Source organism: Aeromonas sp. 601027 (assembly GCF_049174455.1).
Taxonomy (GTDB): domain Bacteria; phylum Pseudomonadota; class Gammaproteobacteria; order Enterobacterales; family Aeromonadaceae; genus Aeromonas; species Aeromonas veronii_A.
In genome coordinates this window covers 298578-323990 of the sequence record NZ_JAAKTN010000003.1, presented here as the reverse complement: position 1 = coordinate 323990, position 25413 = coordinate 298578, and the positions used below count along the sequence as shown (strand labels likewise).

General features: G+C 59.9%; 20 protein-coding genes and 2 tRNA genes. 9 read left to right on the top strand and 13 right to left on the bottom strand.

Annotated elements, in window-relative coordinates:
* Positions 1-318 precede the first annotated feature (318 nt).
* Positions 319-1656 (bottom strand): N-succinylarginine dihydrolase, encoded by a 1338-nt coding sequence (gene astB / locus G5193_RS06670; protein ID WP_421205503.1) that lies wholly within the window; start codon positions 1654-1656, stop codon positions 319-321.
* 355 nt (positions 1657-2011) lie between these two features.
* On the opposite strand from astB, the gene topA reads away from it, so the two are divergent.
* Positions 2012-4633, top strand: a complete 2622-nt coding sequence (gene topA / locus G5193_RS06665) for a type I DNA topoisomerase (protein ID WP_421205502.1) — start codon at positions 2012-2014, stop codon at positions 4631-4633.
* Positions 4634-4741: 108 nt separating this feature from the next.
* Entirely contained in the window at positions 4742-4906 is a 165-nt protein-coding gene (locus tag G5193_RS06660; protein ID WP_005334891.1) for a hypothetical protein, read from the top strand.
* 16 nt (positions 4907-4922) lie between these two features.
* Here G5193_RS06660 and G5193_RS06655 read toward each other — a convergent pair whose 3' ends face one another.
* From G5193_RS06655 to G5193_RS06605, 11 genes are all read right to left on the bottom strand, one after another.
* The gene (locus G5193_RS06655) at positions 4923-5279 is read right to left on the bottom strand and encodes an MGMT family protein (protein WP_184232979.1); all 357 of its coding nucleotides are present in this window, start codon (positions 5277-5279) and stop codon (positions 4923-4925) included.
* A 66-nt stretch (positions 5280-5345) separates the two neighbouring features.
* Positions 5346-6899, bottom strand: coding sequence for a methyl-accepting chemotaxis protein (locus G5193_RS06650; RefSeq protein WP_421205501.1), 1554 nt, complete (start codon positions 6897-6899; stop codon positions 5346-5348).
* 212 nt (positions 6900-7111) lie between these two features.
* Positions 7112-8977, bottom strand: coding sequence for a beta-N-acetylhexosaminidase (locus G5193_RS06645; protein WP_421205500.1), 1866 nt, complete (start codon positions 8975-8977; stop codon positions 7112-7114).
* Entirely contained in the window at positions 8962-9834 is an 873-nt protein-coding gene (locus G5193_RS06640; RefSeq protein WP_203117185.1) for a BadF/BadG/BcrA/BcrD ATPase family protein, read from the bottom strand. Before G5193_RS06640 ends, G5193_RS06645 begins: the two co-directional genes overlap by 16 nt.
* 110 nt (positions 9835-9944) lie before the next feature.
* Positions 9945-11678, bottom strand: coding sequence for a glycoside hydrolase family 9 protein (locus G5193_RS06635; protein WP_421205499.1), 1734 nt, complete (start codon positions 11676-11678; stop codon positions 9945-9947).
* 114 nt (positions 11679-11792) lie between these two features.
* On the bottom strand, positions 11793-12785 hold the full coding sequence (locus tag G5193_RS06630) for an ABC transporter ATP-binding protein (protein ID WP_139410701.1): 993 nt from the start codon (positions 12783-12785) through the stop codon (positions 11793-11795).
* Positions 12786-12796: 11 nt separating this feature from the next.
* Positions 12797-13816 (bottom strand): ABC transporter ATP-binding protein, encoded by a 1020-nt coding sequence (locus tag G5193_RS06625; RefSeq protein WP_005334876.1) that lies wholly within the window; start codon positions 13814-13816, stop codon positions 12797-12799.
* The gene (locus G5193_RS06620) at positions 13813-14733 is read right to left on the bottom strand and encodes an ABC transporter permease (protein WP_005353820.1); all 921 of its coding nucleotides are present in this window, start codon (positions 14731-14733) and stop codon (positions 13813-13815) included. Before G5193_RS06620 ends, G5193_RS06625 begins: the two co-directional genes overlap by 4 nt.
* Position 14734: 1 nt before the next feature.
* Positions 14735-15718, bottom strand: coding sequence for an ABC transporter permease (locus G5193_RS06615; protein WP_005353818.1), 984 nt, complete (start codon positions 15716-15718; stop codon positions 14735-14737).
* A 118-nt stretch (positions 15719-15836) separates the two neighbouring features.
* Entirely contained in the window at positions 15837-17522 is a 1686-nt protein-coding gene (locus tag G5193_RS06610) for an ABC transporter substrate-binding protein (RefSeq protein ID WP_110302548.1), read from the bottom strand.
* Positions 17523-17937: 415 nt separating this feature from the next.
* Positions 17938-21375 carry an ATP-binding protein gene (locus G5193_RS06605; RefSeq protein ID WP_421205496.1) on the bottom strand — a complete coding sequence of 1146 codons (3438 nt, stop codon included), beginning with the start codon at positions 21373-21375 and terminating at the stop codon, positions 17938-17940.
* Between the two features lie 249 nt (positions 21376-21624).
* Here G5193_RS06605 and G5193_RS06600 point away from each other — a divergent pair.
* Together G5193_RS06600 and G5193_RS06595 are read left to right on the top strand one after the other, a co-directional pair.
* A tRNA-Gly gene (locus G5193_RS06600) sits at positions 21625-21700 on the top strand.
* 57 nt (positions 21701-21757) lie between these two features.
* A tRNA-Cys gene (locus tag G5193_RS06595) sits at positions 21758-21831 on the top strand.
* 50 nt (positions 21832-21881) lie between these two features.
* Here G5193_RS06595 and G5193_RS06590 read toward each other — a convergent pair.
* Positions 21882-22175 carry a hypothetical protein gene (locus G5193_RS06590; protein ID WP_421205494.1) on the bottom strand — a complete coding sequence of 98 codons (294 nt, stop codon included), beginning with the start codon at positions 22173-22175 and terminating at the stop codon, positions 21882-21884.
* Between the two features lie 212 nt (positions 22176-22387).
* On the opposite strand from G5193_RS06590, the gene G5193_RS06585 reads away from it, so the two are divergent.
* From G5193_RS06585 to G5193_RS06565, 5 genes are all read left to right on the top strand, one after another.
* Positions 22388-22588 carry a YbfA family protein gene (locus G5193_RS06585; protein WP_005334863.1) on the top strand — a complete coding sequence of 67 codons (201 nt, stop codon included), beginning with the start codon at positions 22388-22390 and terminating at the stop codon, positions 22586-22588.
* Positions 22589-23022: 434 nt separating this feature from the next.
* The gene (locus tag G5193_RS06580) at positions 23023-23286 is read left to right on the top strand and encodes a DUF2282 domain-containing protein (protein ID WP_005334862.1); all 264 of its coding nucleotides are present in this window, start codon (positions 23023-23025) and stop codon (positions 23284-23286) included.
* Positions 23287-23358: 72 nt separating this feature from the next.
* Positions 23359-24207, top strand: a complete 849-nt coding sequence (locus G5193_RS06575; RefSeq protein ID WP_216978272.1) for a DUF692 domain-containing protein — start codon at positions 23359-23361, stop codon at positions 24205-24207.
* On the top strand, positions 24200-24952 hold the full coding sequence (locus G5193_RS06570; RefSeq protein ID WP_421205492.1) for a putative DNA-binding domain-containing protein: 753 nt from the start codon (positions 24200-24202) through the stop codon (positions 24950-24952). Before G5193_RS06575 ends, G5193_RS06570 begins: the two co-directional genes overlap by 8 nt.
* Positions 24949-25392: a DoxX family protein gene (locus tag G5193_RS06565; RefSeq protein ID WP_158112124.1), complete on the top strand. Its 444-nt coding sequence runs from the start codon at positions 24949-24951 to the stop codon at positions 25390-25392. Before G5193_RS06570 ends, G5193_RS06565 begins: the two co-directional genes overlap by 4 nt.
* The last annotated feature ends 21 nt before the right edge of the window (positions 25393-25413 follow it).

Below are 25413 nucleotides of genomic sequence, written 5' to 3'. Positions count from 1 at the left end.
GGAGAAGGATTCGAACCTTCGAAGGCAGAGCCGTCAGATTTACAGTCTGATCCCTTTGGCCGCTCGGGAACCCCTCCCCAAGTGCGAGGCGCATACTATCAGATCCAGAGGCTTTGTGAACCCCTTGATTAGGCATCTGGCAGTAAAAAATGACTGTTCGTCGATTTTTTGATACATATAGCTCAAAATTCAAGCTTATCAGCAAGTTGTGCGCTGCTTTTCTGCACAAAACAGCATCCGTGCAAGTTGGTGATCGCGCTGAAGAGAAGGCAGATAGCAGAAGACCGCCAGCGTCGGCGGTCTTCCCGGGCATTACATCTAGCGCTGGAACGGGTAGACCGAACCCAGTTTCAGGATCTGGGTCAGCTCGTCCAGTGCGCTGCGGGACTCCTGCACCAGTGCCGGATCCCGCAGGTCATCGAGGGTCAGTCGGTCACGGTAGTGGCGATCGACCCAGCCATCGAGGCGGGTAAACTGGCTGTCGTTGATAAGGCAGGCCGGATTGACCGCCGCGAGTTCCTGATCGTTCATGGCAACCCGTAGTCGCAGGCAGGCCGGGCCGCCTCCATTACGCATGCTCTGCTTGACGTCCATGTAGTGAACGGCCTTGATAGGCGTGTTCATGGTCAGCAGTTTGTTCAGGTACGCCGACACCGCCGGATTGTCGCGGCACTCGGTGGGGGCGATGATGGCCATCTCACCGCTCGGCAGGGTGAGGATCTGGGTGTTGAACAGGTAGGATTTCACCGCATCCAGCACGGATACCTCGGCAGTCGGCACTTCGATAAAGTGCAAATCTCCCTCGCCAAACTTGCCGCTGATCTCGGCCAGCACCGCTTCGGTGTTGAGGAACGCTTGCTGGTGGAAGAAGAGCACGTTCTGGTTGCCCACTGCGATCACGTCGTTATGGAATACCCCCTGATCGATCACCTCCGGGTTTTGCTGAATAAACACCACGCTCTCCTCATCAAGACCATGCAGGCGGGCGATGGCCTGGCTTGCCTCCAGGGTCTGGCGTGCCGGGTAGCGCTTCGGCGCCGGGCGGGAGTAGTCAAAGGCACTGCGGCCATAGACGAACAGCTCGACCCCCGCCTCGCCATAGGCGCGGCAGAGGCGGGTATGGTTAGCTGCCCCCTCGTCGCCGAAGTGGTCATTTTCCGGTAGATGGAGGTGGTGGCTGAAGTGGCGATCATTGTTGAACACGGCGCGCAGGATGTGACCTGTGACGTCCGGCTCCAGAGAGCGGTGAAACTTGTTGGTCAGGTTGGCGGGGGTGAAGTGAATGCGGCCATCTTGGGTATCGGCACTGGGAGAGACGGTGGCGGCGTTGGCGGTCCACATGCTGGAAGCCGAATAGCAGGCAGCCAGTACGGCGGGAGCTTGTTTGGCGGCCTGCTCCAGCACCCGGGCATCGTTGCCGGTGAAGCCTAGGCGGCGCAGGGTGGCGAGATCGGGACGCTCTTGTGGCGCCAGTACCCCCTGGGTCATGCCAAGCTCGGTCAGCGCCTTCATCTTGCGCAGCCCCTGTTTGGCGGCCTCTTTCGGATTGGAAGCCTCCTGGGCATTGCTCTGGGAGGCAACGTTGCCGTAGGAGAGGCCGGCATAGTTATGAGTCGGGCCGACCAGACCGTCGAAATTGACCTCGAAGTGCTTCATTGAGTACATCCTTTCGATTTTTATGATGGGTAGCGGTTCCTTCCGCGCGCAATGCGTCGGGGTTGGGCCATTATAAAGAGATTTTATGTTTTTGTAACAAGCCGGTAACCAGCAGACGTTTTTATGTCGTTTCAGATATAAAAAGAGGGGCGGTATGGCAGAAAATTGAAAAAGCGGTTGCGTCCGGCCTGTTGCCTTCGCATTAATAAATAAAGAAGCAATAAAAGAAGCCGTGTGGTGCGGGCTGGTCAGGCAAATTTGCTCACAAGATTGCTTTTTCGCGCCAAATCTCTTATACAGCCCCACAAAACCGCACACCAACCCCGTCGGGTGCAATGAGGATAATAGTTACAGCATGGGCAAATCACTGGTCATAGTGGAGTCTCCGGCCAAGGCCAAGACGATCAACAAATATCTGGGCAAGGACTACGTGGTGAAATCCAGCGTTGGTCATGTTCGCGATCTGCCCACCAGCGGCAGTGCCAGCACCGAGCCCAAGAAACCTGTCATTCGCGGCATCAAGTTGAGCGAATCCGAGAAGGCTGCCAAGGATCGCAAGGCCCTGTTTGCCCGGATGGGTATCAATCCGACCGCTGGCTGGCAGGCTAACTACCAGATTTTGCCCGGCAAGGAGAAGGTGGTCAGCGAGTTGCAAAGTCTGGCCGAGAAAGCCGACACCATCTATCTCGCAACCGACTTGGATAGAGAAGGGGAAGCGATCGCCTGGCACCTGCGCGAGATCATCGGTGGCGACGACAGCCGCTACAAGCGCGTGGTGTTCAACGAGATCACCAAGAGCGCCATCAAGGAGGCGTTTGCCCAGCCGTCCGAACTCAATATTGACCGCGTCAATGCCCAGCAGGCCCGTCGTTTCCTCGACCGCGTGGTGGGTTACATGGTTTCCCCGCTGCTGTGGAAAAAGCTGGCCCGCGGTCTCTCCGCCGGTCGAGTGCAGTCCGTTGCGGTGCGTCTCATCGTCGATAAAGAGCGCGAAATCAAGGCGTTCGTACCGGTCGAGTTCTGGGATCTCAATGCCGACCTGCTGACCGCTGACAAGAGCGACCTGCGGATGGAAGTGGTCAGCCGCAATGGTGCCGACTTCAAGCCGGTGACCCAGGCCGAGACCTTTGCCGCTGTCGCAGCCCTGGAAGGGGTCGACTACAAGATCGTTAACCGGGAAGACAAGCCGACCGGCTCCAAGCCGTCCGCGCCGTTTATCACCTCCACCCTGCAGCAGGCGGCCTCTACCCGTCTGAGCTTCGGGGTCAAGAAGACCATGATGATGGCCCAGCGTCTCTATGAAGCGGGTTACATCACCTATATGCGTACCGACTCCACCAACCTCAGCAAAGAGGCGGTTGAGGCGGTGCGTGAATATATCGGCGAGCAGTATGGCGCGGCCTATCTGCCAGCCGAGCCGAATCTGTATGGCGCCAAGGCCAATGCCCAGGAAGCGCACGAGGCGATCCGTCCCTCCAACGTACAGGTGACTGCCGAGATGCTGGAAGGGATGGAGCCGGATGCCATGCGTCTGTACGATCTCATCTGGCGTCAGTTCGTTGCTTGCCAGATGACCCCGGCTCAATACGACTCCTCCACCCTGACCGTCAAGGCGGGTGAGTTCGAGCTCAAGGCCCGTGGCCGTACGCTGCGCTTCGCCGGTTGGACCAAGGCGCTGCCGCCGATGGGTCGCAAGGGCGAAGATAGCCAGCTGCCGGCGGTGACCGTTGGCGAGGTGCTGAAACTGGTCAAGCTGGATCCGCGCCAGCACTTCACCAAGCCGCCGGCCCGTTTCACCGAAGCGGCGCTGGTGCGCGAGCTGGAAAAACGCGGCATCGGCCGTCCGTCTACCTACGCCTCCATCATCTCCACCATCGTCGATCGCGGTTATGTGCGGGTCGAAAGCCGCCGTTTCTTCGCCGAGAAGATGGGCGAGATCGTCACCGATCGTCTGGTGGAGAACTTCGTTGAGCTGATGAACTACGAGTTCACCGCCAAGATGGAAGACAAGCTCGATGGCATCGCCGAAGGGAGCCTTGAGTGGAAGAAGGTGCTGGACGCCTTCTACGCCGAGTTTACCCAGGAGCTGGAGAAGGCCGACAAGGCGCCCGAAGAGGGCGGCATGCGTGCCAACCAGATGGTGATGACCGACATCGACTGCCCGGATTGCGGCCGCAAGATGGGGATTCGTACCGCGACTACCGGCGTGTTCCTCGGCTGTTCCGGCTATGCCCTGCCGCCGAAAGAGCGCTGCAAGAAGACCATCAACCTGGTCTCTGCCGACGAGTTTGTCTCCGCCACTGACGGCGAAGAGGCGGAAACCGAAGCGCTGCGCGCCAAGCACCGCTGCGGCGTCTGTGGCACAGCGATGGATGCCTACATCATCGATGACAGCCGCAAGCTGCACGTCTGTGGTCGCAACCCGGATTGCGATGGCTACGAGATCGAGAAGGGCCAGTTCAAGCTCAAGGGCTACGAAGGGCCGAGCATCGAGTGCGACCGTTGCGGAGCCGAGATGCAGCTCAAGAACGGCCGTTTCGGCAAGTACATGGGCTGCACCAACGAGACCTGCAAGAACACTCGCAAGATCCTGAAAAACGGCGACATCGCGCCGCCGAAGGAGGATCCGGTGCCGCTGCCGGAGCTCAAGTGCACCCAGTCCGATGCTCACTTTGTGCTGCGTGACGGGGCTGCCGGTCTGTTCCTGGCGGCCAGCAACTTCCCCAAATCCCGCGAGACCCGCGCGCCGCTGGTGGAAGAGCTCAAGCGCTTCAAGGATCGCATCTCCGCCAAGCACAAGTATCTGGCCGGTGCCCCGCTCACCGATCCGGACGGCAACCCCGCCATCGTACGCTTCAGTCGCAAGACCAAGGAGCAGTACGTGATGAGCGAGGTCAACGGTAAGGCGACCGGTTGGACCGCTCACTACGACAACGGTACCTGGCAAGAGAGTTTGCCAAAGGCTAAAAAAGCCTGATGAAAAGAGGCCCCGACAAGGGGCCTCTTTGCTTATGGATAGCGGTATACTGAGACAGCTGCAAGGAGTGCAGCTGTCATCAATCGCGAAGTAGACAAGGAGGTTGAGATGGAGATTAACGAGATCCGGCCTGGCATGAGCTGCATGACCCGTGAAGGGGCGGCCTATGTGCTGGAAGTGGACCGACAGAGCCTGCTGGTGCTGCTGCAGCGTGCGGATGAGACCATACCGGTGCAGGTGCGCAGCGACGAGATCCTGGCGCCGCTGGAGTGATCCGGCTGTGATCCCCTCAAAACGGCAGTAGAAAAAGCAGCTCGGCCAGATCGGGCTGCCATTGCCACTCCTTCATTCTGACCCGCCCACCGATCACCACGACCCCCTCCTGCTGCAGGCGTCCCGTCTGTTCGGCAAAGCTTGGCGATCCTTTCGGTAACGAGATGGTGCCCGCCGCGCCCAGCACCCGATGCCACGGCAGTACCTTGTCGGTTTCCCGCAGCACCTTGCCCACCAGTCTTGCCCGTCCGGGCAGCCCCGCCAGATCGGCCACCTGACCGTAACTGACCACTCGGCCTGCCGGGATCAGGGCGATGATCGCTTCGATACGGGCAGCTTTGTTCAATGGGGATGGACTTGATTCAATGCTCATAGACCCGATTCGTCAAAAACAACAGAAGCGCCATTGTGGCGCTTCTGTCATGGAGCTGGCAATGATTCAGCCGAAGGTCTGGCTAAGCCCCTTCAGTTGCTTGGCCCGTTCCAGCAGAGCCTGACTGGAGTGATCGACATCCAGCATCTTCTGACTGTTGGCGTGGGAGTACTCGGAGATCTGGTGGATGCTGCGGCTGATCTCCTCCACGACCGCTTGTTGCTGCTCTGCAGCGGTGGCGATCTGGGTGGAGTGTTCGGTGACCAGCTCTATCTCGGCCAGCACGGTATGGAGGCTGCTGGCGCCCTGGCGAGTCATCTCGGCACATGCGCGGGTCTGTTGCAGGTTCTCCTGCATCATCCCCTTCCAGCGTCCCAGCGTGTGCTGGATCTGCTTGATGCTGCCCTGGATCTGCTCGGTCGCCTTGTGGGTGCGGGTCGACAGGGTACGCACCTCGTCGGCCACCACTGCAAAACCACGGCCCTGCTCCCCGGCGCGAGCGGCTTCGATGGCCGCGTTGAGGGCCAGCAGGTTCGTCTGCTCGGCGATGCCCTGGATCTCGCACATGACACTGCCAATCCGTTCGGATTCACTGGCGAGCTCTACCGCCGAGTTGAACGCCAGCTCTGCCTGTTTGGCGAGCTGTTCGATCTGCTGCTCGGTCTGGTTCAACTGCTGGTTGGTTTGTTCACAACGATTGCGAGCTTCGTTGACCTGACCGTTGGAGTCCTGAATGTTGCGGGCGATCTCGTGAGCTGTGTTGGCCATCTGAGTCATAGCCGTAGCCATCTGCTGGGTCTGGGCATCTTGCTCGTTGATATCGAGACAGGCTTGATGAGAGGCCTGCTTCAGATTGATGGCCAGGGTTTGCAGAGGTGCCGTGGCATCGTTGATCCGTCCCAACACGGTTCGGATGCGGGCCTGCAGCATCTTGATATGAAAATCGGCAATGGCGCCGGGGTTGTCACCGGAGTAGACCAACCGGGTCAGACTGTCATATTCACGGCCCAGCTGCTGCAGATAGTGGGGCAGGGCAAAGAGCTCGCGCCAGTAGGCTCCGCCAATAAGCAACAGGGGCAGCAGCATCAGCAGGACGGTCATGGCCCCTTGGCTGGCGAAGGTCCAGCCCATCAGGCCGAGCAGCAGCAGGGTAATGGCCGGGGTGCGTACTTTGGCAAGAGAGGGTAGGTTGCTGCTGTTGCCGCGCTCGGCCTTGAGCAGGGCTTGGTAGGTCTGAGCGGCGATGCGCTTGAAATGGGGCTCGGGTTTGCAGCGTACCGACTGGTAGCCGCTGATCCTGTTGCCTTCATAGATGGGGGTCACATAGGCATCTACCCAGTAGTAACGACCATCCTTGCAGCGATTCTTGACGATGCCGCGCCAGGGTTTGCCCTCCTTGAGGCGGGCCCAGAGATCGGCGAAGGCGGCCTTGGGCATGTCGGGGTGGCGTACCAGATTGTGGTTGTGACCGACCAGCTCGTCGGCGCTATAGCCGGCGATGGTGCAAAAAGCCGGATTGGCATAAGTGATCACCCCGCGCAGGTCAGTGGTGGAGACCAGTTGTACGTCGGCAGGAAACTCCACTTCGCTATCCAGGGTATGGACATCTCTGCGGGCCATAGGAATACGCTCCGATGTTCTTGTTGATAATGTTGTCGTTGTTATTGTGGCAGATCTGGAGGTGGCCGCAGGCTCGCGCCAGCAGGAGGCAGACCAGCTTCATTGGGGGCTGGATTTTGCCAATAATGGCGGATGAATGGTAGGGGGAAGTTGATGTTTTGTTGGCTAATCGTAAAAAAGGCGGCCGATTGGCCGCCAAAGTAGAGACAACATTACCTCTGTGGCATCCGGTAGCGCACCTGCAACTGATCGAGGATCTGCAGCTGGCCCGGCAGGCGGGCGGCGAAGTGCTCCCAGCCCTTGTGGGCGGGATCGCTCCAGGCAACCTCGGCCGTGGCCAGCATACGCGGGAACAACATGTAGTCGAGACGATCACGGCTGGTGATCAATTCTGACCACAAGGGGCTCAGCACCCCGAGGATGTTATCTTTGGCATGGAAATCGGCTGGGGCAGGGTCACACGAGTAGATCTGCTCCAGATTGAGGGTCCCCGCCCAGTAGAGGCCGGGTTCATGAATATCGGCGCTCCAGGCGAGATCGAGATAGAGGAACTGGGCGGGCGCCATCACCACCGGATAACCGGCCGCGGCAGCGTCCAGCCCTGCCTGAAAGCTGGTCCAGGCACAGATGGCCGCTTTGCGGCTCACCTTGTCGCCATGCAGGATCTCCTCCCAGCCGATCATCTGTTTGCCTCTGGCGGCCAGATAGCGCTGGCAGTGGCGCAGCAGATGGCCCTGCAGCTCGCGGCAGTCGGAGTAGCCCTGCTCGGTCATCAGCTGCTGGCAGGCGGGGCTGTCGGTCCAGACCCCGGTCGGCACCTCGTCACCCCCCATGTGGATCTGCGGGCCGGGGAAGAGCTCGCATACCTCGTCCAGCACCGCCTCCAGGAAGCGGTAGGTGCCGGGCAGGGCGGGGTTGAGCACGTTGTCATCGAAATGCTGAACCGAGCGGTAGCGGGAGTGATCCGCCGTTTCGATTAGCAACTCGGGCAGCGCCTTGATGGCGGCGTGGCAGTGGCCCGGGATGTCGATCTCGGGAATGACGGTAATGCCGAGCTCACTGGCATAGCTCACCAGCTCCTTCACCTCGCTCTGGGTGTAGTAGCCGCCATAGGGTTCGGCACCGCCGCTCAGCTGGGGGCCGATCGCCAGATTATGGCCGCGCCAGGCACCCACGTCGGTCAGCTCCGGGAAGGTCTTTATCTCGAGTCGCCACCCCTCGTCATCGGTCAGGTGCCAGTGGAAGCGGTTGAACTTGTAGAGGCTCATCAGCTTGAGCAGGCGCTTGATGGTGGCCGGAGTGTGGAAGTGGCGGGCGCAGTCGAGAAAAATGCCGCGAAAGCCAAAGCGCGGGGCATCCTCCAGCGTGACGCAGGGCAGGCTCTCGCCATGTTGCAGATACCACTGGGCCAGCGTGACCAGCCCATGACGCCAGCCCGTTTCGTCGGCGGCGGCAATTACCACCTCCTGCGGCGTAATGGTCAGTTGGTAGGCTTCGGGGGCCAGTTTGGCCTCGGTCAGCCGGATTTCAGCGTCGTGATCCTGCTCCAGCGCCAGCGACGTCAGCTCGTTGAAGTGGGCCAGCAGCTTCGGTACATCGCGGGGGGCGCTGACATGAGCCCGCTCGGCCAGCCGGAAGTTCCCCTCCAGCAGTACCAGATGGGCCGGTTGCGGCACTATGCCGGGCAGGGGCTCGACATCCGGTAGATCGGGGCGGGTTACCGGCGGGTTTTCCAGTCCAAGATCCTGAGCGGCCAGCGTCACCGGCAGCAGCTGGGCACCCGTGGTCGCCTCCGGCAAGCTTAGGAAAAAGCCCTGCGGCATGTCGGAGAGCTTCTTGATGGGCGTATGGCGGCAGCAAAAGCGCAGCTCGCAGCTGTCAGCGTTCGGGACAATCACCTTGTAGCTGCCGCTCTGGCGCTCCAGCTCGCCCCCTTGCAAGGAGTCGGGGTCGATATGGCGAGCCAGACAGAAGTGCAGCTTCCACCGGGTATCCGGCATGCGGGATAGGGTGAAGGTGAACCAGACATCCTCGCCGTCACGTCGGGCGACCTGGGTGTGGATCAGGGGTGTAGACATGGAAAATCCTCTGATTGGGCAAACAGGATGGCGCCATCGAGCGCATCTGCCTGGGGGGGGATCAGGTTGAGCTGGCCGAGACGGGGAGCGAGGCGGGTGCCAATCCCCCCCAGCAGGGCGATCTGTCTGGCACCCAGCTGGGTCATTCCCTCCAGCAGGATCCGCAGTTGTTCGCAGGTTTCGTCCAGCAGCTGATTGGCGAGCTCGTCACCATCGCTGGCGGCATCGAACACCCAGGGGGCAAAGTGGCCATAGTCCGCCGGAATGGCGCGGGCGGCCCAGCGTACCACCTCGGCCTGATCCCGCTTGAAGCGGTCCATCAGGCGGATTGCTAGGGTGCTGGGGGGCAGAATGCCGTCGTGGCAGAGCAGAGATTGCTGGATGGCGCGCAGCCCCAGCCAGGCGCCGCTGCCTATGTCTGAAATGGGGAAGCCGCGGCCGGAGCAGGTGCGGATCTGCCCCTCCTGATAGACCAGCCCCACCGAGCCGGTGCCGGCGATGAGGATGGCACCCTCACGGCCGCCAAAGGCGCCGAGGCAGGCACCGAAGGCATCGGAGGTGAGCCTGACACTGGCGAAGGGGAAGGGCATCTCGAGCAGGGCGTGATAGCAGTCGGCTAGCTCGGCGGAGGCGAGCGCCAGCCCGACCCCCATCTGCTGTTCACTCTCGATAGCGAGCCCGGCGGCAAGGCGGGCGCTGGCGATGGCGGCCAGCACATTGGCGTGGGCATGGGGGATGCCCAGCTCCAGATTGGAGCCGGCTGCGCGCCCCTCTCCGAGCAGTTTGCCCGCCCGATCCCGAATGCGGGCGCGGGTGTGGGTGCCCCCGCCGTCGACGCCGACCCAGAACTCAATCATGGCGACCTCCTGCGGCATTTTGCCAGCTGATGGCCAGGGCAAACCGGACTGCATGGAGGATCCGCTGTTCTTCCCAGTGCCAGTTATGATCGAGCCGATTCCTGCACATCTCAATCATGGTGCTCTCCCTGCTCATTTCGAGCACTCAGGGCGCTCTGCCAGCTGATGGCCAAGGCAAACCAGGCAGCGTGGGGGATCCACTGCTCGCCCCAGCGCCAGTTCTGATCCAGCCGATCCTTGTACTCCTCCGGAATAAAGGCCACCTCATTTTCGTCATCAAACCCTGAGGTGATGCCGTTGCAGATGCCCCCCTGCGCATTGGGATACCCGGCGGTATAGGCGGGGTTGTTGATGCCGTGGCCCGCCAGCATGCAGGCGTTGAAGGGGTTTTGCCCGAGGATCCAGTCGAGTTGGCGCTGACCGTAAGTGATGAGCGGCTGGCTCTGGCGGGGGAAGTGGCGGGCGCCAGCAAAGGCCATGGTCGCCAGCGAGGCCAAGCGGGCGTTCTCCCCCTGCCACCAGTAACCGGATTCGTTGTTGTGGGGCATAAAGAAGCTGACGTGCGGCGCTTCATCCACCCCTTTGACATATTGGCGGGCGAGGGAGAAGGGGTTGCCCGCCCGTGCGCAGAGCGCCAGCTCGGCGGCCAGCGCCTGCTCCACCACGGTTTGTACCCTAGCCTTGTATTCCTGATCCGGCTCTACGCCCAGATATTCCAGCAGCGCCAGCACCGGCAGACCCGCCTCAGCGGCGTGGTAGTAGGGGCGCGAGCCATCCTCGTTGGCCGACCAGTAGTGGCCCAGCTCAGGATGAGGGCGCTGGCGGGCGCAAAGCTTGCTGGCGCGAGCTCTCGCCTCATTCAGCCACTCGGCGCCGAAGGTGCCGGTCAGCTCTACCGCTGCCAGCAGGGCGCAGTAGTCGTCGATGATGTTCTCGACCCCGTCATCCAGATAGGAGAGGTTGTGTTCACGCAGATGCAGGTAGCCGCGTTTGGCGGCCTCGGCGTAGCGGCTGGCATCGAAGTCGCCGCTGACGCTCTCGCGGGCGGCGCGGGCCAGCGCGGCGATGGCCATGCCGCCCCCTTGGCGAAAACCTGCCTGCCAGTTGGCGGACTTGAGCCCCTGCTGGGTGGCATAGGCGCATAGCTCGCGCTGCTCCGGGTCCTTGCTCCACTTGTCGAACAGGGTCATGTAGAAGAAGCCCGACTCATCCTGCATCCGGCAGAGGAAATCGGCGCCGTGCAGCGCCTCGTCATTGAGCCGCTTGCAGAGGTTCACCCCGTCGATATCGCGGCGCGGGGCCAGCAGTTCCCGGCACTTGAGCAGAGCCCACACCACAATGGGGGTCTGCTGGGGGTTGAGGTAGTTGGCGTAGGAGAGGTGGCTCAGGTACTTGCTCATGTCGCCGCTGGCATCGAACCAGCCGCCGTGAACATCTTTGTGCTGGTCGGTGCCAAACAGGCGGGCGTTGCGGTCGGCCCGATCGAAGGTGCCGCTGGCGCGCTGCCCCTTGAAGTAGTGGATGACATCGGAGAGGCAGCGGCTGGCCAGCAGATCCTGGCCGATGGCAAAGCGGGTCGAGCGGACAATGCCTTGGGCAGTGATCGCCTCCAGCCGATAGTCGCCGGGCTCCTTGAAGGCGGAGAAGTCGGCACGCCAGTAAGCGCGCCCTTGCCAGCCTGGGACGCTGCCAGCCGGTTGCAGCGGGGTTTCAAACAGGATCTGGCCATCATCGAGGCGTTGCAGCCTGACATAGCCGCCGAGATCAGGGGCGGGGGAGGTTTGCAACAGGGCGATCTTGTGTCCGTCGCACTCGTAGCCCACCTGATTGATCAAGAGTTCCATCAAGGTATTACTCCTGTGGTTCACCGCCGGGCGGTGAGGCACATCACGGGGCTGTGGCCGCCCCGTATCGAGGCATGGCCGGACAGGGTTGTCCGGCCGATCTAAGTCTCACCTTCACTCGTAGAGATAGCAGCGCACGAAGTGGTTGTCGGCAAGCCTGGTGATGGGGGGCAGCGCCTCCTTGCAGCGGGGCATCGCCTGATTGCAGCGCCCGGCAAAGGGGCAACCGCAGGATTCCGGCGTCCAGAGCGGGATCTCCCCCTTGCGGCCCCCCTCCAGCTCGGCGTGGATACTCTTCTCGGGGTCGGGCACAGCCGAGATGAGCAGCTGGGTGTAGGGGTGCTGCGGGTGGTGCAGGATCTCATCCACCTCGCCCCACTCCACCATGTGTCCCACATACATGACTGCCAGATCTTCCGCCACATAGCGGGCGGTGGCGATGTCGTGGGTGATGTAGAGCATGGAGACGCCGAGCTCGTTCTTCATCTGCTCCATCAAGTTGAGGATGCCGATGCGAATGGAGACGTCGAGCATGGAGGTGGGTTCGTCCGCCAGCACCACTTCCGCCTCCACCGCCAGATTGCGGGCGATGTTGACCCGCTGGCGCTGGCCGCCGGAGAGCTGGTGCGGATACTTGGCCGCGGTCGCCTTGGCAGGAGTCAGGCCGACCTTCTCCAGCAGGGCGTAGACCATGTCGGGCAGCTCTTTCTTGTCGATCACCTTGCTGTGCAGCAGCAGGGGGCGGGCGATGTGGTGATAGATGGTGTGGGTCGGGTTGAGCGAACCGAACGGATCTTGCCACACCATCTGCACGCTCTGGCGATAGTCCAGCAGGGCGGTGCCCTTGTTGAACTCCTCCAGATCGTGGCCGCGATAGAGAATGCGCCCGGCACTGAGCTTGTACATCTTGGCGATGATCTTGGCGATGGTGCTCTTGCCGGAGCCCGACTCCCCGACCACCGCCAGGGCGCGGCCCCGGTGCAGGTTGAAGGTGATGTCGGAGAGCGCCCGCATCTTGCCACTCTTGATGGCATTGGAGTTGATGGGGAAGTCCTTGTAGAGGTGCTGGACTTCGATGATGGGTGCATCGGTTTTGGCGATTTGCATGACAGACATCCTTAACAGCCAGCGGCCTTGTCCAGATAGATCACGGAATCTTGTTGCAGCCCCTGCTCTTCATAGAGGTGGCAGGCGGTCTGTTGCCCGGGGCGGATCTCGGCCAATCTGGTGTACTCCTGACGGCAGCGATCGTGCACCTTGCCGCAGCGGGCCTGAAAGCGGCAGCCGACCGGCACCTCCAGCAGGTTGAGTGGTGTGCCCGGGATCCCCTCCAGCACCTTCTTCGGCCCGTGCAGGGGCGGGAAGGAGTTGCCGAGCCCTCTGGTATAGGGGTGCAGCGGCGCGGTCAGGATCGCCTTGGAAGGAGCCACCTCCACCAGTTCACCGGCATACATGATGCCGATGCGATCGCAGAACTCCACCATCAGGGATAGGTCGTGGGTGATGAACAGGATGGAGAAGTTGAACTTCTCTTTCAGGGCATAGACCTTCTGCAGGATCTCCCGCTGCACCACCACATCGAGCGCCGTGGTCGGCTCATCCATGATGAGCAGCTCGGGGTTGAGCGCCATGGCGATGGCAATCACCAGCCGCTGACGCATGCCGCCGGAGAACTGGTGCGGGTAATCCTTGAGCCGGCTCGGGTGGATATCGACGATGGTGAGCAACTCCTGCGCGCGCTTGATCGCCTCGTAACGGGTCATGCCGGGGTTGTGGGCCAGCAGCACGTCGCAGAACTGCTCCTCCATCCGCAGCACAGGGTTCAGGGCGTTCATGGCGGACTGGAACACCACCGACACCTGTTGCCAGCGGTAGGAGCGCAGCCGCTCGTCGTTGTAGTGGAGGATGTTCTCCCCCTTGAACAGGATCTCGCCGCCGCTGATGTAGGCGGGCGGCTTGTGCAGCCGGGCCACCGAGAAGGCGACGGTGGATTTGCCGCAGCCCGACTCACCAGCGAGACCGAAGATCTCGCCCTGTCTGATATCGAAGCTCACCGAGTTGACGGCGCGCACGTCGCCATTTTCGGTGATGTAGTCAACGCAAAGATTGCGTACTGACAGCAGGGGATGCTTGTTCATGCTGTCTTCTCCTGTGCGGCAGAGAGTGGTGTTGCGACCGGGGTGGCAAGTTTCTTCCAGCGGCTCAACCCTTTGTGGGAGCGCAGCTGCGGGTTGGCAATCTCGTCGATGGCGAAGTTGAGCAGAGCCAGACCGGCACCCAGGGTGGCGATGGCAAAGCAGGGAGCCAGGATCTCCCACCAGGCGCCGACCAGAATGGCGCTGGAGGTCTGGGCGTTGTAGAGCATGATGCCCCAGCTCACCACGGTCGGGTCGCCAAGCCCCAGGAACTCCAGGGTCGCTTCGGTGACGATGGCGTAGATGATGGAACCGATAAAGCTCACCCCGATGATGGAGATGAGGTTGGGCAGGATCTCCACCAGAATGATGCGCCAGGCCGGCTCCCCCAGCACTTCGGCGGCGATGACGAACTCCTTCTCGCGCAGCGCCAGGGTCTGGGCCCGGATGACCCGCGCGCCATAGGCCCAGGAGGTCAACCCTATTATCACGGCAATCACCGCCGGTGACGCCTCCCCGATAAAGCTCGCCAGCACCAGTAGCAAGGGGAGGTTGGGTATCACCAGCACCACGTTCATCAGGAAGGTGAGGCACTCGTCCACCAGACCACCGAAGTAACCGGCGGTGATGCCGATGGCGACGGCCAGGGTGCAAACCAGCAGGCCTGCGCTGAAGCCCACCAGCAGCGAAATACGGGCGCCGTTGGTGAACTGGGCCCAGATGTCGTGGCCCATGCGGGTGGAACCCATCACGAACTCGGCACTGGGCGGCTGGTGCGGGCGAGCCACCCGTTTGGTCGGCTCGTTGCTGGCCAGAATGGGGGCAAAGAGGGCCATCAGTACGAAGGCAACCACGATGGCGAGGCCACAGGCAGCCTTCTTGTTGCCCAGCAGGATTTTGAGAATGGTCGGCATACGCATCTTATTTGCCTCCTGTACGCAGACGGGGATCCAGGAAGACGTAGAGCACGTCGGCCAGGAAGTTGAAGCTGAGCATGGTGATGGTCATGATGAGCAGCTGCCCCTGAATGAGCGGGTAGTCGCGGGCCAGAATGCCCTGATAGAGGGTCAGGCCCAAGCCGGGATAGTTGAAGATAACTTCGGTGATGAGAGAGCCACCGATGACGAAGCCGAGCGCCATGGAGAGGGCGGTGACGCTGGGCAGAATGGCGTTGCGGGCGCCGTAGTTGAAGATCACCCGGTTGCTGGAGAGCCCCTTGGCCTTGGCCATGGTGATGTAATCCTCACCGAGCAGGTTGATCATGTTGTTGCGCATGGTGATGAGAAAGCCCCCCACCTGTACCACGGCCAGGGTCAGCACCGGCATGATGGCGTGGGTCATGATGCTCTTGATGTGCTCCCAGCCCCAGTCAGCCTTGATCTCCGGGCTGTAGGCGTAGCCGATGGGCAGCCATTCGAGGCTGACCCCGAACAGGAACAGGGCGAGCAGGGAGACCACCACCGGCGGAATGGCCTGCATCACCAGGGTGAGCGGGGAGAGAATGCTGTCCATCCGGCCGCCGCGATACCAGGCGGCGAAGATGCCGACGATGGAACCGATGGAGAAGCTCAGGATGGTGGAGGTGCCGACCAGAAACAGGGTCCAGCCGATGGCACGGCCCAGCACGTCAGAGACCTGCTGCGGGTAGAAGCGCACCGAGGTGCCGAGATCCCAGGTGAAGACACTCTTCACATAGGTAAGAAACTGGGTGCCGATGGGGCCGTCGACAAAGCCGAAGGTGGCTTTGAGGGCTTCCAGAGCGGCGGGTTCCATCATGGCGCCAGCGCGGGCAAACATCACGGAGACAGGATCCCCTGGCATGGCACGGGGTAACAGGAAGTTGATGGTGGCGGCTACCAGAAAGGCAACCAGATAGAAGGAAAAGCGTCTCAGTATGAATCCCATGATAGTACCTTTTACTGCAAGTCTGCCCCGCGTCGGGTATAGCGACCCCAACCCCGGCAAAGTCGGGCAAGAAGGGGATTAACGGGGAAGATGGCCCCCCGCAGGGGGCCGGGATTGTTTAGCTGTTTGGCTTGAGGGACAACACGTGCAGCAGACGCTCAGGGGTGTCCGGGTGGAGCTGAGGTTTGGCTACCGGGTTATCAGCACTGAACCAGCCGTTGAAGCGCTTGGTGCTGTACTCGTACCAGGTCGGGTTGTTGAAGACCGGAATGATGGTCTGGTTGGCACCAACACGATCCTGGATGGCGAACATGATCTCCTTCTGCTTGGCCGCATCGGCGGTCTGGGTGAAGTCATCGATCAGCTTGTCGAGCTCGGGGTCCTTGTAACGGGGCGCGGCGAAGCGGTTGCCACGGTCACCCATGTTGCGGGAGTGGAACGCGGTCTCGAAGTACTTGTGCGGGTTGGCACCGGCAAAGTAACCCTGCAGGGCGACGTCGAAGTCACCGGTGATCAGGTTCTCGGTCCAGACGGTCGCTTCCGGGGTGGCGGTCTTGGCGTTCAGGCCCAGCGCCTGCAGCCCTTCTACACCAATCTGAACTGTGTTGACCCAGTCGGTCCAGCCGTTCGGCACCAGTACCTTGAACTCGATCTTTTTGCAGCTCGGGGTGTCGAGGAACTTGTCGCCGTCACAATCCTTGTAGCCTGCCTCTTTCAGCAGAGCCTTGGCCCCTTCCAGATCGAACTTGTTGTACTTGCCGTACTTCTTGTCCACTTCCGGGTTGTTCCAGGAGTCAAAGGCTTTGCCCAGACCTGACGGGTACTCGTTGACGGTGGGGTAGCCGTAGCCCGCGATATCCACCATGGACTGGCGGTCCATCGCCATGGAGAAGGCGCGACGGAAGTTGATGTCGTTGAAGGCTTCGTGGTTGCCCGGGTTCTTGGTCTGGAAGTTGACGTTGAACGCCACGGTACCGGAGGCCGGGAACCAGTATTTGTTGTTCTTCGGATCGTTGCCGACGTAGAGGCGCTCGATATCCGGCACGAAGGAGCCGAACCAGTCGATGTCACCTTTCATGACAGCAGCCAGCACCTGGTCGTTGGTGGCCATCTGCGGCATGCGGATACAGTCGATAGCGAGGTTGGCGTTATCCCAGTAGTGCGGGTTGCGGCACTGGGTATAGAGCTGGGCGGAGAAGTTGTCCACTTCGGTGAAGGGGCCAGTACCAACCGGCTTGTCGTTGGTGAAGGCAACCGGATCTTTCACCGATTTCCACTGGTGCTCCGGCACGATAGGTACCAGCACCAGATCGTTCACCACGTTGGTGTTGACCTCGGTCAGGTCGAATTTGACCTTGTTCGGGGCCAGCTTCTCGACGCTCTTGATCTGGGTCCAGATTGAGCGCTCATCCAGCGCCTTGTTGGCCTTGACCAGATTGAAGGAGAAGATGATGTCATCGGCATCAAAGGCTTCGCCGTCAGACCACTTCACGCCGTCACGCAGATCGAAGGTGACGGATTTCAGGTCATCGCTGAACGCATAGTTGGTGGCCAGACGATAGACGGGTTTGCCCCCTTGCATATCGTTGAAGATCACCAGCGGTTCATAGATGAAGTGACGGGTGGTGTGCAGCAAGCCCGCTTGCAGGAAGGGGTTGAAGTTCTTGACCCAGGCGGTTTCCTGCTGTGCGACCATGGTCAGCACGGTTTTGTTTTCTGCGGCCATGGCGTTACCGGCGGCACCGGCAAGCATCATGGTTCCCAGCATTACAGCGGTAGAGATTTTGGATACTTTGGCAAGCATATGTTTTCCTTTCTTATTTTTTGGCATTCCCGAGGGTTCGCCTTGTTTTGTGTGAGCACCGGTTTCGCATGCTGATGAAATCGGCCCTCTGTGTTGGTCAGGTGTCTAACCTTTGTCGTTCTGTTTTCCAACGCCCTAAGCAAACCAGAATTAACAGGAAAACAACAACTATTGATTTCGTTGTTTTCGTAAAAATTGACGGTGTTACGTCAATCTCGTCAAAATGCTTTTTTATCTGTTTAGAATCATTGGTTTGCGTTATTTGCTCTCGCGTAAAAAGTGGCTGTGAAAATGGCGTATATGACAAATTTGTGAATTGGATCTGCTCTCGGTTTCGGAGTTGTGCGGGGCTTTGTTTTGCGCAAAAAGAAACCAGATTGCCAATTGTGATCCGGCGCCCGTTTAGGGCGCCGTGTCACGGCTTGCGGTTGGCGAGTTGACGCAGGGTCTGGGCGCTGTGCTGCAACTGCTGGCGCTGGTGGTCATTGAGCGGGCAGTGGCCCAGCACATACTCGGTGGTGGCCACCACCGTCTTCCAGCGTGGCGACTTGGGCAGGGTGTCCAGACTCAGGTATTTGTCGAGGGTGCGGGTCTGCGGGCTGGATCTGTCCATATAGACCCGCCACAGCTTGCTCTTCTCCGCCAGCACGATTTTGCCCTTGCCGGTCCCCTGCTGCCAGGCATCCAGGGTGAGCTGCATGGTCTCTACCAGCGCCCGGCGCAGCGGCTCGTCATCCTGCTGGCGAATGAGGTCGTCGGCCAGCGAACGGAACTCGCCACCCAGGCGGCTCAGCTCGCCCAGCAGCTGTTCATCTTCGATGATGGCTTGCCGCGAGAGGTTCTTGAGGGCGTTCTCCAGCGCCATTACCCGGTTCTCATCCTGACGCAGCTCGGTACTCAGAGTGAGGGCGAAAGCGGCCTGTCCTCCGAGCGTGATAGGCAGGGCACGGGCGTTGAGCACATCTTTTTGCCCGGCCACCAGAAACTCCAGATTGTGTTCCCGCTCGCTGGCAAGGTCGGGCCACTGCTGTTGCAGCGGGGTGGCGAGCCACTCATTGAGGGGCTGCCCCTCCATGGCTTCCGGCTCCTGACCCAGCAGGCGTGCCATCACCCTGGAGGCAAACAGCACTGTGCCCTGCTCGTCGATAAAGATCATGGGGTCGGCCCCTTCGCCGAGCAGGGCCAGCAGCCGCTGCTGATCCTGATGCAGTCGATCCTGCAGGGTGAGGCGATGTTCGATCTCCTGCTTCAATAGCCGGTTCTCTACCAGCGAGGCGCGTCCGGCCTTGGCTTCCAGCAGTGCCTTGACCCGGGCAAACAGCTCTTCCTTGCAGAAGGGTTTGACCAGATAGTCGTTGGCACCGGCCCCGAAGCCCTCCTCGATATCCTTGGGCTGGTTGAGGGCGGTGAGCAGCAGCACCGGCAGCATATCTTTCGGGTGTTGCTGGCGCAGGCGACGGCAGACGTCAAAACCGGAAAGGGTCGGCATCATCACATCGAGCAGGATGAGGTCCACCGGCTCCTCGGCCAGCTTGGCCAGCGCATCGTGACCGTCGCTGCTGGGCAGAATGCGGTAGCCGCAGGGCTGCAGCAGATGGCGCAGGATGTGCAGGTTGATGGGCTCGTCATCCACCACAAGAATGAGCGGCGCACCCTCTGGGGGAGGGGGCAGATCGTCGCTCTCCCAGTCCGGCAGGATCAGCGGTTGCTGGCGCACCAGCTGATGTTCGATCTGGCGGCTGTCGAGGGTCAGATTGGCCGCTTTGCCGGTGGCAAGGGGTAGGGTAAAGGCGAAGGTAGAGCCGACGCTCGGCTCGCTCTCGACAAACAGCTCGCCCCCCATCAGGTGTACCAGCTGGCGGGTGATGGAGAGGCCAAGGCCGGCCCCCTGCTTGCTTACCTCCGGGCTCATCTGCACCAGCGGCTCGAAGATGTGCTCCAGATGGTCGGGGGCGATGCCGATGCCGGTATCCGTGACCTTGATGCGCAGGAAGTTATTCTCGACGATGGCACTGAGCACCACCTTGCCCTGCGGCGTGTACTTGATGGCGTTGCCCACCAGGTTGTAGAGCACCTGTTCGAGCCGCTGCTCGTCGGCCAGCACCGGCGGCAGTTCGGCCGGGCTGATATCCACCAGGGTGAGGGGTTTGGCCTGCACCAGATGCTGGCAGAGGTCCAGCACCAGCCGGATAACCCCTTTTGATGAGACGGGCTGGGAGTGGATCTCCAGCTGGCCGTAGCGCATCTGGTGGTAGTCCAGCAGATCGTCAACCAGACGGGCCAAGCCGTCGGCGCTCTTGATGATGAGGCCGAGCTGCTTTTGCTGCCCTTCGGTCAAATCCTGCTGGCTGGCGAGCATCGACTCGGCCATCCCCTTGATACCGTGAATGGGGGTGCGCAGCTCGTGGGAGGTGTTGGCCAGCAGTTCATCCTTGAGCTTGTCCGCCTGCTGCAGGCTAAGGTTCTGCTTGTGGGTCAGCTTGACCTGCTGTTGCAGCTCCTGGGTCTGCTGTTCGATCAGTTCGATCTTGTCCTTCACAGAGCGCTGCATATGGCGAAACGCCTCGGCCAGCCGGTCGATATCATCGCCGGTGCGCTCGATGGCGATGGGGTGATCCAGCGCACCGTCGGCCACCTGCTCGGCCGCTTCGGTGAGAGAGCGCAGCGGCGCCGTGATGGAGTGGGAGAGCCAGCGGGAGAAGAGGATCAGCAGCAGTACCGAGCCCGCCCCCAGCACAATCACCAGAGTTTCCAGCTGGCGGATCGGGGCATAGGCTTCCCGGGTGGAGATCTCGGCAATAAAGGCCCACTCGGTATCGAACACCTTCACCTGGGTATAGGCGGCCAGCACCTCGTCATCCTGATAGGAGTGGAACAGCCCAACCCCCTGCTCACCGGAGAGCGTCTTGGTGATGAGTGGCGTTTGCAGCGGCCGGAAGTTGGGGCTGAAGCTGTTTTCGACGCTGAACTCCGGTGCCAGCCAGGCATCGGCGCGCATCCGCTTGTCCGGGCCGATCAGTATGGTCTCGCCGGTCTCGCCCAGCCCCTCCCGCTCCGCCATGATCTGGTTGAGCTTGTCCGGCAGCAGCTCGAAAATCACCACACCGCGCACATAGTCGTACTGCATCACGGGTGCCGCCATGTAGGCGACCACCTGCCCGGTCAGCTCGTTGCGGCCAAAATCGGTGAACTCGAAGATCTGTTGTGGTTTCTGTCCACCATCAAGGCGGCGTTTGATCTTGGCGAAGGTCTGGCCCAAGCCACTGCCCTGATAGGGGCCGGAGAGCAGATTGGTGGCAAAGTTAGGGTGCTTGGTGACCGAATAGACCACATCACCGTTGAGGTCCACCAGAAAAATGTCGCTGTAGTTGGACTTGCGCACCATGTCGGCATAGCCGCGATGAAAGCGCTGGTGCACCCGGCCATACATCTCGTCGGCGAGGATCAGCGCCGTAATGGAGGGTTCGATCTCTACTTGGCTGTCCGGTTTGCGCAGTTGATCCCAGGAGCCGGGCAGATAGCGGGCCTGGGCGCGGCTGCGGGCCTCCTGCGGTGTGGTGCCCAACTTCTCGAAGGCGCCGGTAAAGCCATAGAAACGGCCGATACTGTTGCCGGCAAAATCCTGCTGGGAGAAGTTGATGATCTGCTCTTTGAGGTTGTTGAAGTAATCCTCGAGCTGACTCTTCTTGATATTACGGACGGAGACCAGATGGTTGGAGGTCTGGGTGGTGAGATCCTTGCCGTGGCTGTATAGGAAGAAGAGGGTGATGACCAAAAATGGCACCATGCCCAACATGAAAAAAGCCAGCATTAACTGCGGCCTGAGCCCACGAAGCGTGAAGATCCCTTTCATCTTGTGATTTTCAATTGAGAATCCGGTTATTAAGCTGCTCAAGTCTCGAACGAAAGCGTAATCATTTCAACGACTTTATCCCAAATTCGTTTGGTGGGTCACAGCGGGATGGATAAAATTGCAGCAAGGCGTTTAAACCATGAGCAAACAGTCTGCGTCAGGGCCTAAATTGCGAAAAAGGGGTTGTGCTAGCGCTCGTGGTACGTATAATGCGCCTCGTTGTCAGGCAACTGGCACGAAAGCAGTAACGCGGGAATAGCTCAGTTGGTAGAGCACGACCTTGCCAAGGTCGGGGTCGCGAGTTCGAGTCTCGTTTCCCGCTCCAATTTTCCATCACACCAACGATGGAACTCACTTTCAAGACAATCAGTCTTGTCAGCATGGCGCGTTAGCAAAGCGGTTATGCAGCGGATTGCAAATCCGTTTAGTCCGGTTCGACTCCGGAACGTGCCTCCATCTTCTCTCTATTTTCCCTGATTTATCACTCTTCGAGCCGTGAAGCTTGGTCAGTATCCTTGCTGTACCAGTAACTGTTCGCAGCCAGCCTGTTTCCACTCGCGCTCGAGATAGTGGCTCACATCCGCCATGTTTTGCCCCCGATATTGAAACTGCACCTCGGCACTGTGCAGGTTGAGATCCGCAATCCGTTGCTTCAGCGTGCCACATTGCCACAGGCTGACGGTGGGCACGCCCCGTTCGGCCAGCACGATGGTATCTTCCCGATTCAGTTGCCATTCCTCCAGTTGTGCCCGTGTCAGGGCAACCATCAGCACCAGCAGTGTCACTTCCGGCAGTTTCATGCGTGTCTCCCTACTGCATGTTTTTCCCCTGATAACTGTGGCAAAGCGCACGATTTTCGCAAGTTTGTTAACTGTTGGTTAATGACGTAACCCGTTTTCAGTATTTCCCGTTTTTCACCATTTTTTTATAAAAAAATGCGTTGGTGATGTAGTAATCCTACATGGAGTGGGGTAATCTTTGCTCAGTGGTCTTACCAGTAAGGAGTTACATCATGTTTCATCCCTTTTCCCTGACTCAGATTATTCTTCGTCGCATTTATGTATTGCTGGTGGGCATTCTGGCTTTCCCCGTGATGCTGTTTCGCAGCGATCGTGCCCGCTTCTACAGCTATCTGCACCGGATCTGGAACAAAACCAGCACCAAACCGGTGTGGCTCAAAATGAGCGAGCGTGGCGAGCGGATCTTCTACTAAACCCCATTCGCACCATGTGCAAAAAGAGACAGCCAAAGCTGTCTCTTTTTTTATCTGTATGCCGCAACTCCTGCCTCCCAACACTACTCAGATTGTTTATTTCTTGTTTCTTTAAAGTTGCATCCAGCCCTGCCTGTTGGCGGGGATTTTTTATGTCTGACACATCTCTTTTGATGGAAGCAGTGAAGAAGATTAACGGGATGAAAGCACCATATGGCACTTTCCTCGTTCATTAATGGGTGGTCGTCGAGAAATTTTCAATGATGAAATAGTTGTTTAAAATCAATTCATTGAGTGTTTGCCTTTGGGTTTTTTAACTCTTTTTATGTTTTTTTTGAAAGGGAATATCCCGTTTGCCGGTTCTATTGCAGGTACCCGGTTGCGACAAATCGGGGATATCAGCAACATCCAACGACATCAAAAGGAACATGAACATGAATGTTAAAAAAAGCACTGCTATCGCCTCCGCCATGACCGGTCTGCTGGCGCTGGGCGCCCAATTTATCGCGGCACCAGCAATGGCTGCCGATGAAAAGGAGAAGTGCTACGGCGTGGTCAAGGCCAGCAAGAATGACTGTGCGACCAAGAGCAGCTCCTGCGCCGGTACCGCCAAGGAAGATGCTCAGGGTGATGCCTTTGTGGTGATGCCCAAAGGGCTGTGCGAGAAGCTGGTCGGCGGTTCGCTGCAACCCAAGTAAGAGACATCGGGCAGGGGATGGCCAATGGGTCGCCCCCTGCATCTTCTCTGATTGGCGAAAGCGAGTCTTGCGATGAACCCTTTGATTGGTATCGGATTACGCACTCCCCATTACGATGAGATCCGGCAAACCCTGCCGGCAGTCGGTTGGCTGGAGGTGCACAGTGAAAATTACTTCGAATGGCACAGTCACGGTTTTCAGGTGCTCGCCGAACTGGCGCAGCACTACCCCGTCAGTCTTCACGGCGTTGGCATGTCCCTCGGTTCTGCCGACCCGCTCGATCCGCACCATCTGCAGCAGTTGTCGACACTGGCCGCGGCGATCAAACCGGTACGGATCTCCGAACATCTCAGCTGGGGCAGCATTGGTGGGCGTTACTTCAACGATCTGCTGCCGGTGCCCTATACCCGAGCCTCCCTGCGCAACATGAGCGACAAGATCCAGCAGGTACAACAGACCCTGGGTTGCCGCATGTTGATTGAAAATCCCTCCTCCTATCTGCAACTGCCCGGGGAGATGAGCGAGTGGGAATTTCTGGCCGAGCTGCAGCAGCGCAGCGAATGTGGCATCCTGCTCGACCTCAACAATCTCTATGTCAGTGCCTTCAATCACGGTTTCTCTTGCGATGAGTATCTGGCGGCGATCGATCTCGCCACCGTCGGGGAGATCCATCTGGCCGGTTATACCGAGAAACAGCTGCCGGAAGGCTCCCTCTATATCGATACCCACAGCGTCCCTGTGGTGGAGCCGGTCTGGGAACTCTATCGCCAGATCTGCCGCAAGCAGGCCATTCCCACCCTGATTGAGTGGGACCTCGAGATCCCGCCGCTGTCGGTCTTGCTGGCAGAGGCGGCGAAGGCCGGCGCCATTCTGGATGAGGCGCGTGCCATGAGTGCACCACGGGAGGTGGCCCATGGCTGAACTGGCACAGCTGCAACAGCACTTTGCCGATGGTCTGCTGGGGGCGCCTGACGCCATTTCCCCTCACATCAGCTCCCGGCTCTTTTCTGCCGAATCTGTGCTGCAGGTCTATCGCAACCACTTCATTCTGAGCCTTGGCGAGGTGCTGGCGAGCAGTTATCCCGCCGTCAAGGCTATGGTCGGGGATGACTTTTTTGCAGCGGCGGCCCGTGGCTTCGTATTGGCCGAGCCGCTCAGGGAAGGGTGCGTCATGCATTATGGCGCCGGATTTGGCCAATGGTTGGCCCGCTTGCCGACTACAACCGGGCTGCCCTGGCTGGAGGCGCTGGCTCAGTTCGAATGGCAGCTTGAGCGTGCCAGTCTGCTGCCGCTGGAATCACGCTGCTGGCCAGCCGAGCGTCTGGCCGCATTATCGCCGCAACAATGGGAGCGGCTGCGGCTGTTGCCAGCCACGGATCTGCTGCTGGTTGCCAGCGATTATCCGGTGCTGGCCCTGTGGCAGATGGCGCTGCACTGTGGTGAAGCGGTGGAGGTGCTTGATGCCCCCGTCTGGTTGGCACTGAAGAAACAGCCGGATTGCCGGGTTGCCCCCTTGCCCCTGACGGCGGGTGAGTGGGCGCTGCTACAGGATTGTCTCGCTGGTACGGCGCTGGTCGATCTGCTTGCGGCCGACCCTGCGGCCAGTGAACATCTCACTCGCCTGATAACCCTTGGTCTGCTGGTGGATATGGAGGTAATGCCATGATGGCAAACAAATGGCTGGCGCTGGCCAGCTCGAGTGGTGATTTGCCGCGCTGGAGCAGTGCTGGTGTGCTGTTGTTGGCGCGGCTTTGGGTCGCCTCGGTTTTTATCACTTCAGGCTGGCTCAAGCTGACGGCGTGGGATTCCACCCTCTATCTGTTTGAATCCGAGTATCAGGTGCCCCTGCTGCCCTGGTTGTGGGCTGCTTATCTGGGTACGGCGACCGAGCTGCTGTTGCCGCTCTTCCTGCTGGCGGGGCTTTTTACTCGCCCGGCCGCCTTGCTGCTGTTTGGCTTCAATATCATGGCGGTGATCTCCTACCCGACCCTCTGGGCGGGTGGCTTTTACGATCACCAGCTGTGGGGCTGGATGCTGCTGATCCTTATCATCTGGGGCGGCGGTGTGCTGAGCCTGGATCACTGGCTGACACGTCGCAGCCATTGATTTATCAGTGATTTCCCCAAT

Coding starts and splice junctions, on each gene's coding strand:
- astB (WP_421205503.1), bottom strand. CDS start 1,656: ATGAAGCACTTCGAGGTCAATTTCGACGGTCTGGTCGGCCCGACTCAT.
- topA (WP_421205502.1), top strand. CDS start 2,012: ATGGGCAAATCACTGGTCATAGTGGAGTCTCCGGCCAAGGCCAAGACG.
- G5193_RS06660 (WP_005334891.1), top strand. CDS start 4,742: ATGGAGATTAACGAGATCCGGCCTGGCATGAGCTGCATGACCCGTGAA.
- G5193_RS06655 (WP_184232979.1), bottom strand. CDS start 5,279: ATGAGCATTGAATCAAGTCCATCCCCATTGAACAAAGCTGCCCGTATC.
- G5193_RS06650 (WP_421205501.1), bottom strand. CDS start 6,899: ATGGCCCGCAGAGATGTCCATACCCTGGATAGCGAAGTGGAGTTTCCT.
- G5193_RS06645 (WP_421205500.1), bottom strand. CDS start 8,977: ATGTCTACACCCCTGATCCACACCCAGGTCGCCCGACGTGACGGCGAG.
- G5193_RS06640 (WP_203117185.1), bottom strand. CDS start 9,834: ATGATTGAGTTCTGGGTCGGCGTCGACGGCGGGGGCACCCACACCCGC.
- G5193_RS06635 (WP_421205499.1), bottom strand. CDS start 11,678: ATGGAACTCTTGATCAATCAGGTGGGCTACGAGTGCGACGGACACAAG.
- G5193_RS06630 (WP_139410701.1), bottom strand. CDS start 12,785: ATGCAAATCGCCAAAACCGATGCACCCATCATCGAAGTCCAGCACCTC.
- G5193_RS06625 (WP_005334876.1), bottom strand. CDS start 13,816: ATGAACAAGCATCCCCTGCTGTCAGTACGCAATCTTTGCGTTGACTAC.
- G5193_RS06620 (WP_005353820.1), bottom strand. CDS start 14,733: ATGCGTATGCCGACCATTCTCAAAATCCTGCTGGGCAACAAGAAGGCT.
- G5193_RS06615 (WP_005353818.1), bottom strand. CDS start 15,718: ATGGGATTCATACTGAGACGCTTTTCCTTCTATCTGGTTGCCTTTCTG.
- G5193_RS06610 (WP_110302548.1), bottom strand. CDS start 17,522: ATGCTTGCCAAAGTATCCAAAATCTCTACCGCTGTAATGCTGGGAACC.
- G5193_RS06605 (WP_421205496.1), bottom strand. CDS start 21,375: ATGAAAGGGATCTTCACGCTTCGTGGGCTCAGGCCGCAGTTAATGCTG.
- G5193_RS06590 (WP_421205494.1), bottom strand. CDS start 22,175: ATGAAACTGCCGGAAGTGACACTGCTGGTGCTGATGGTTGCCCTGACA.
- G5193_RS06585 (WP_005334863.1), top strand. CDS start 22,388: ATGTTTCATCCCTTTTCCCTGACTCAGATTATTCTTCGTCGCATTTAT.
- G5193_RS06580 (WP_005334862.1), top strand. CDS start 23,023: ATGAATGTTAAAAAAAGCACTGCTATCGCCTCCGCCATGACCGGTCTG.
- G5193_RS06575 (WP_216978272.1), top strand. CDS start 23,359: ATGAACCCTTTGATTGGTATCGGATTACGCACTCCCCATTACGATGAG.
- G5193_RS06570 (WP_421205492.1), top strand. CDS start 24,200: ATGGCTGAACTGGCACAGCTGCAACAGCACTTTGCCGATGGTCTGCTG.
- G5193_RS06565 (WP_158112124.1), top strand. CDS start 24,949: ATGATGGCAAACAAATGGCTGGCGCTGGCCAGCTCGAGTGGTGATTTG.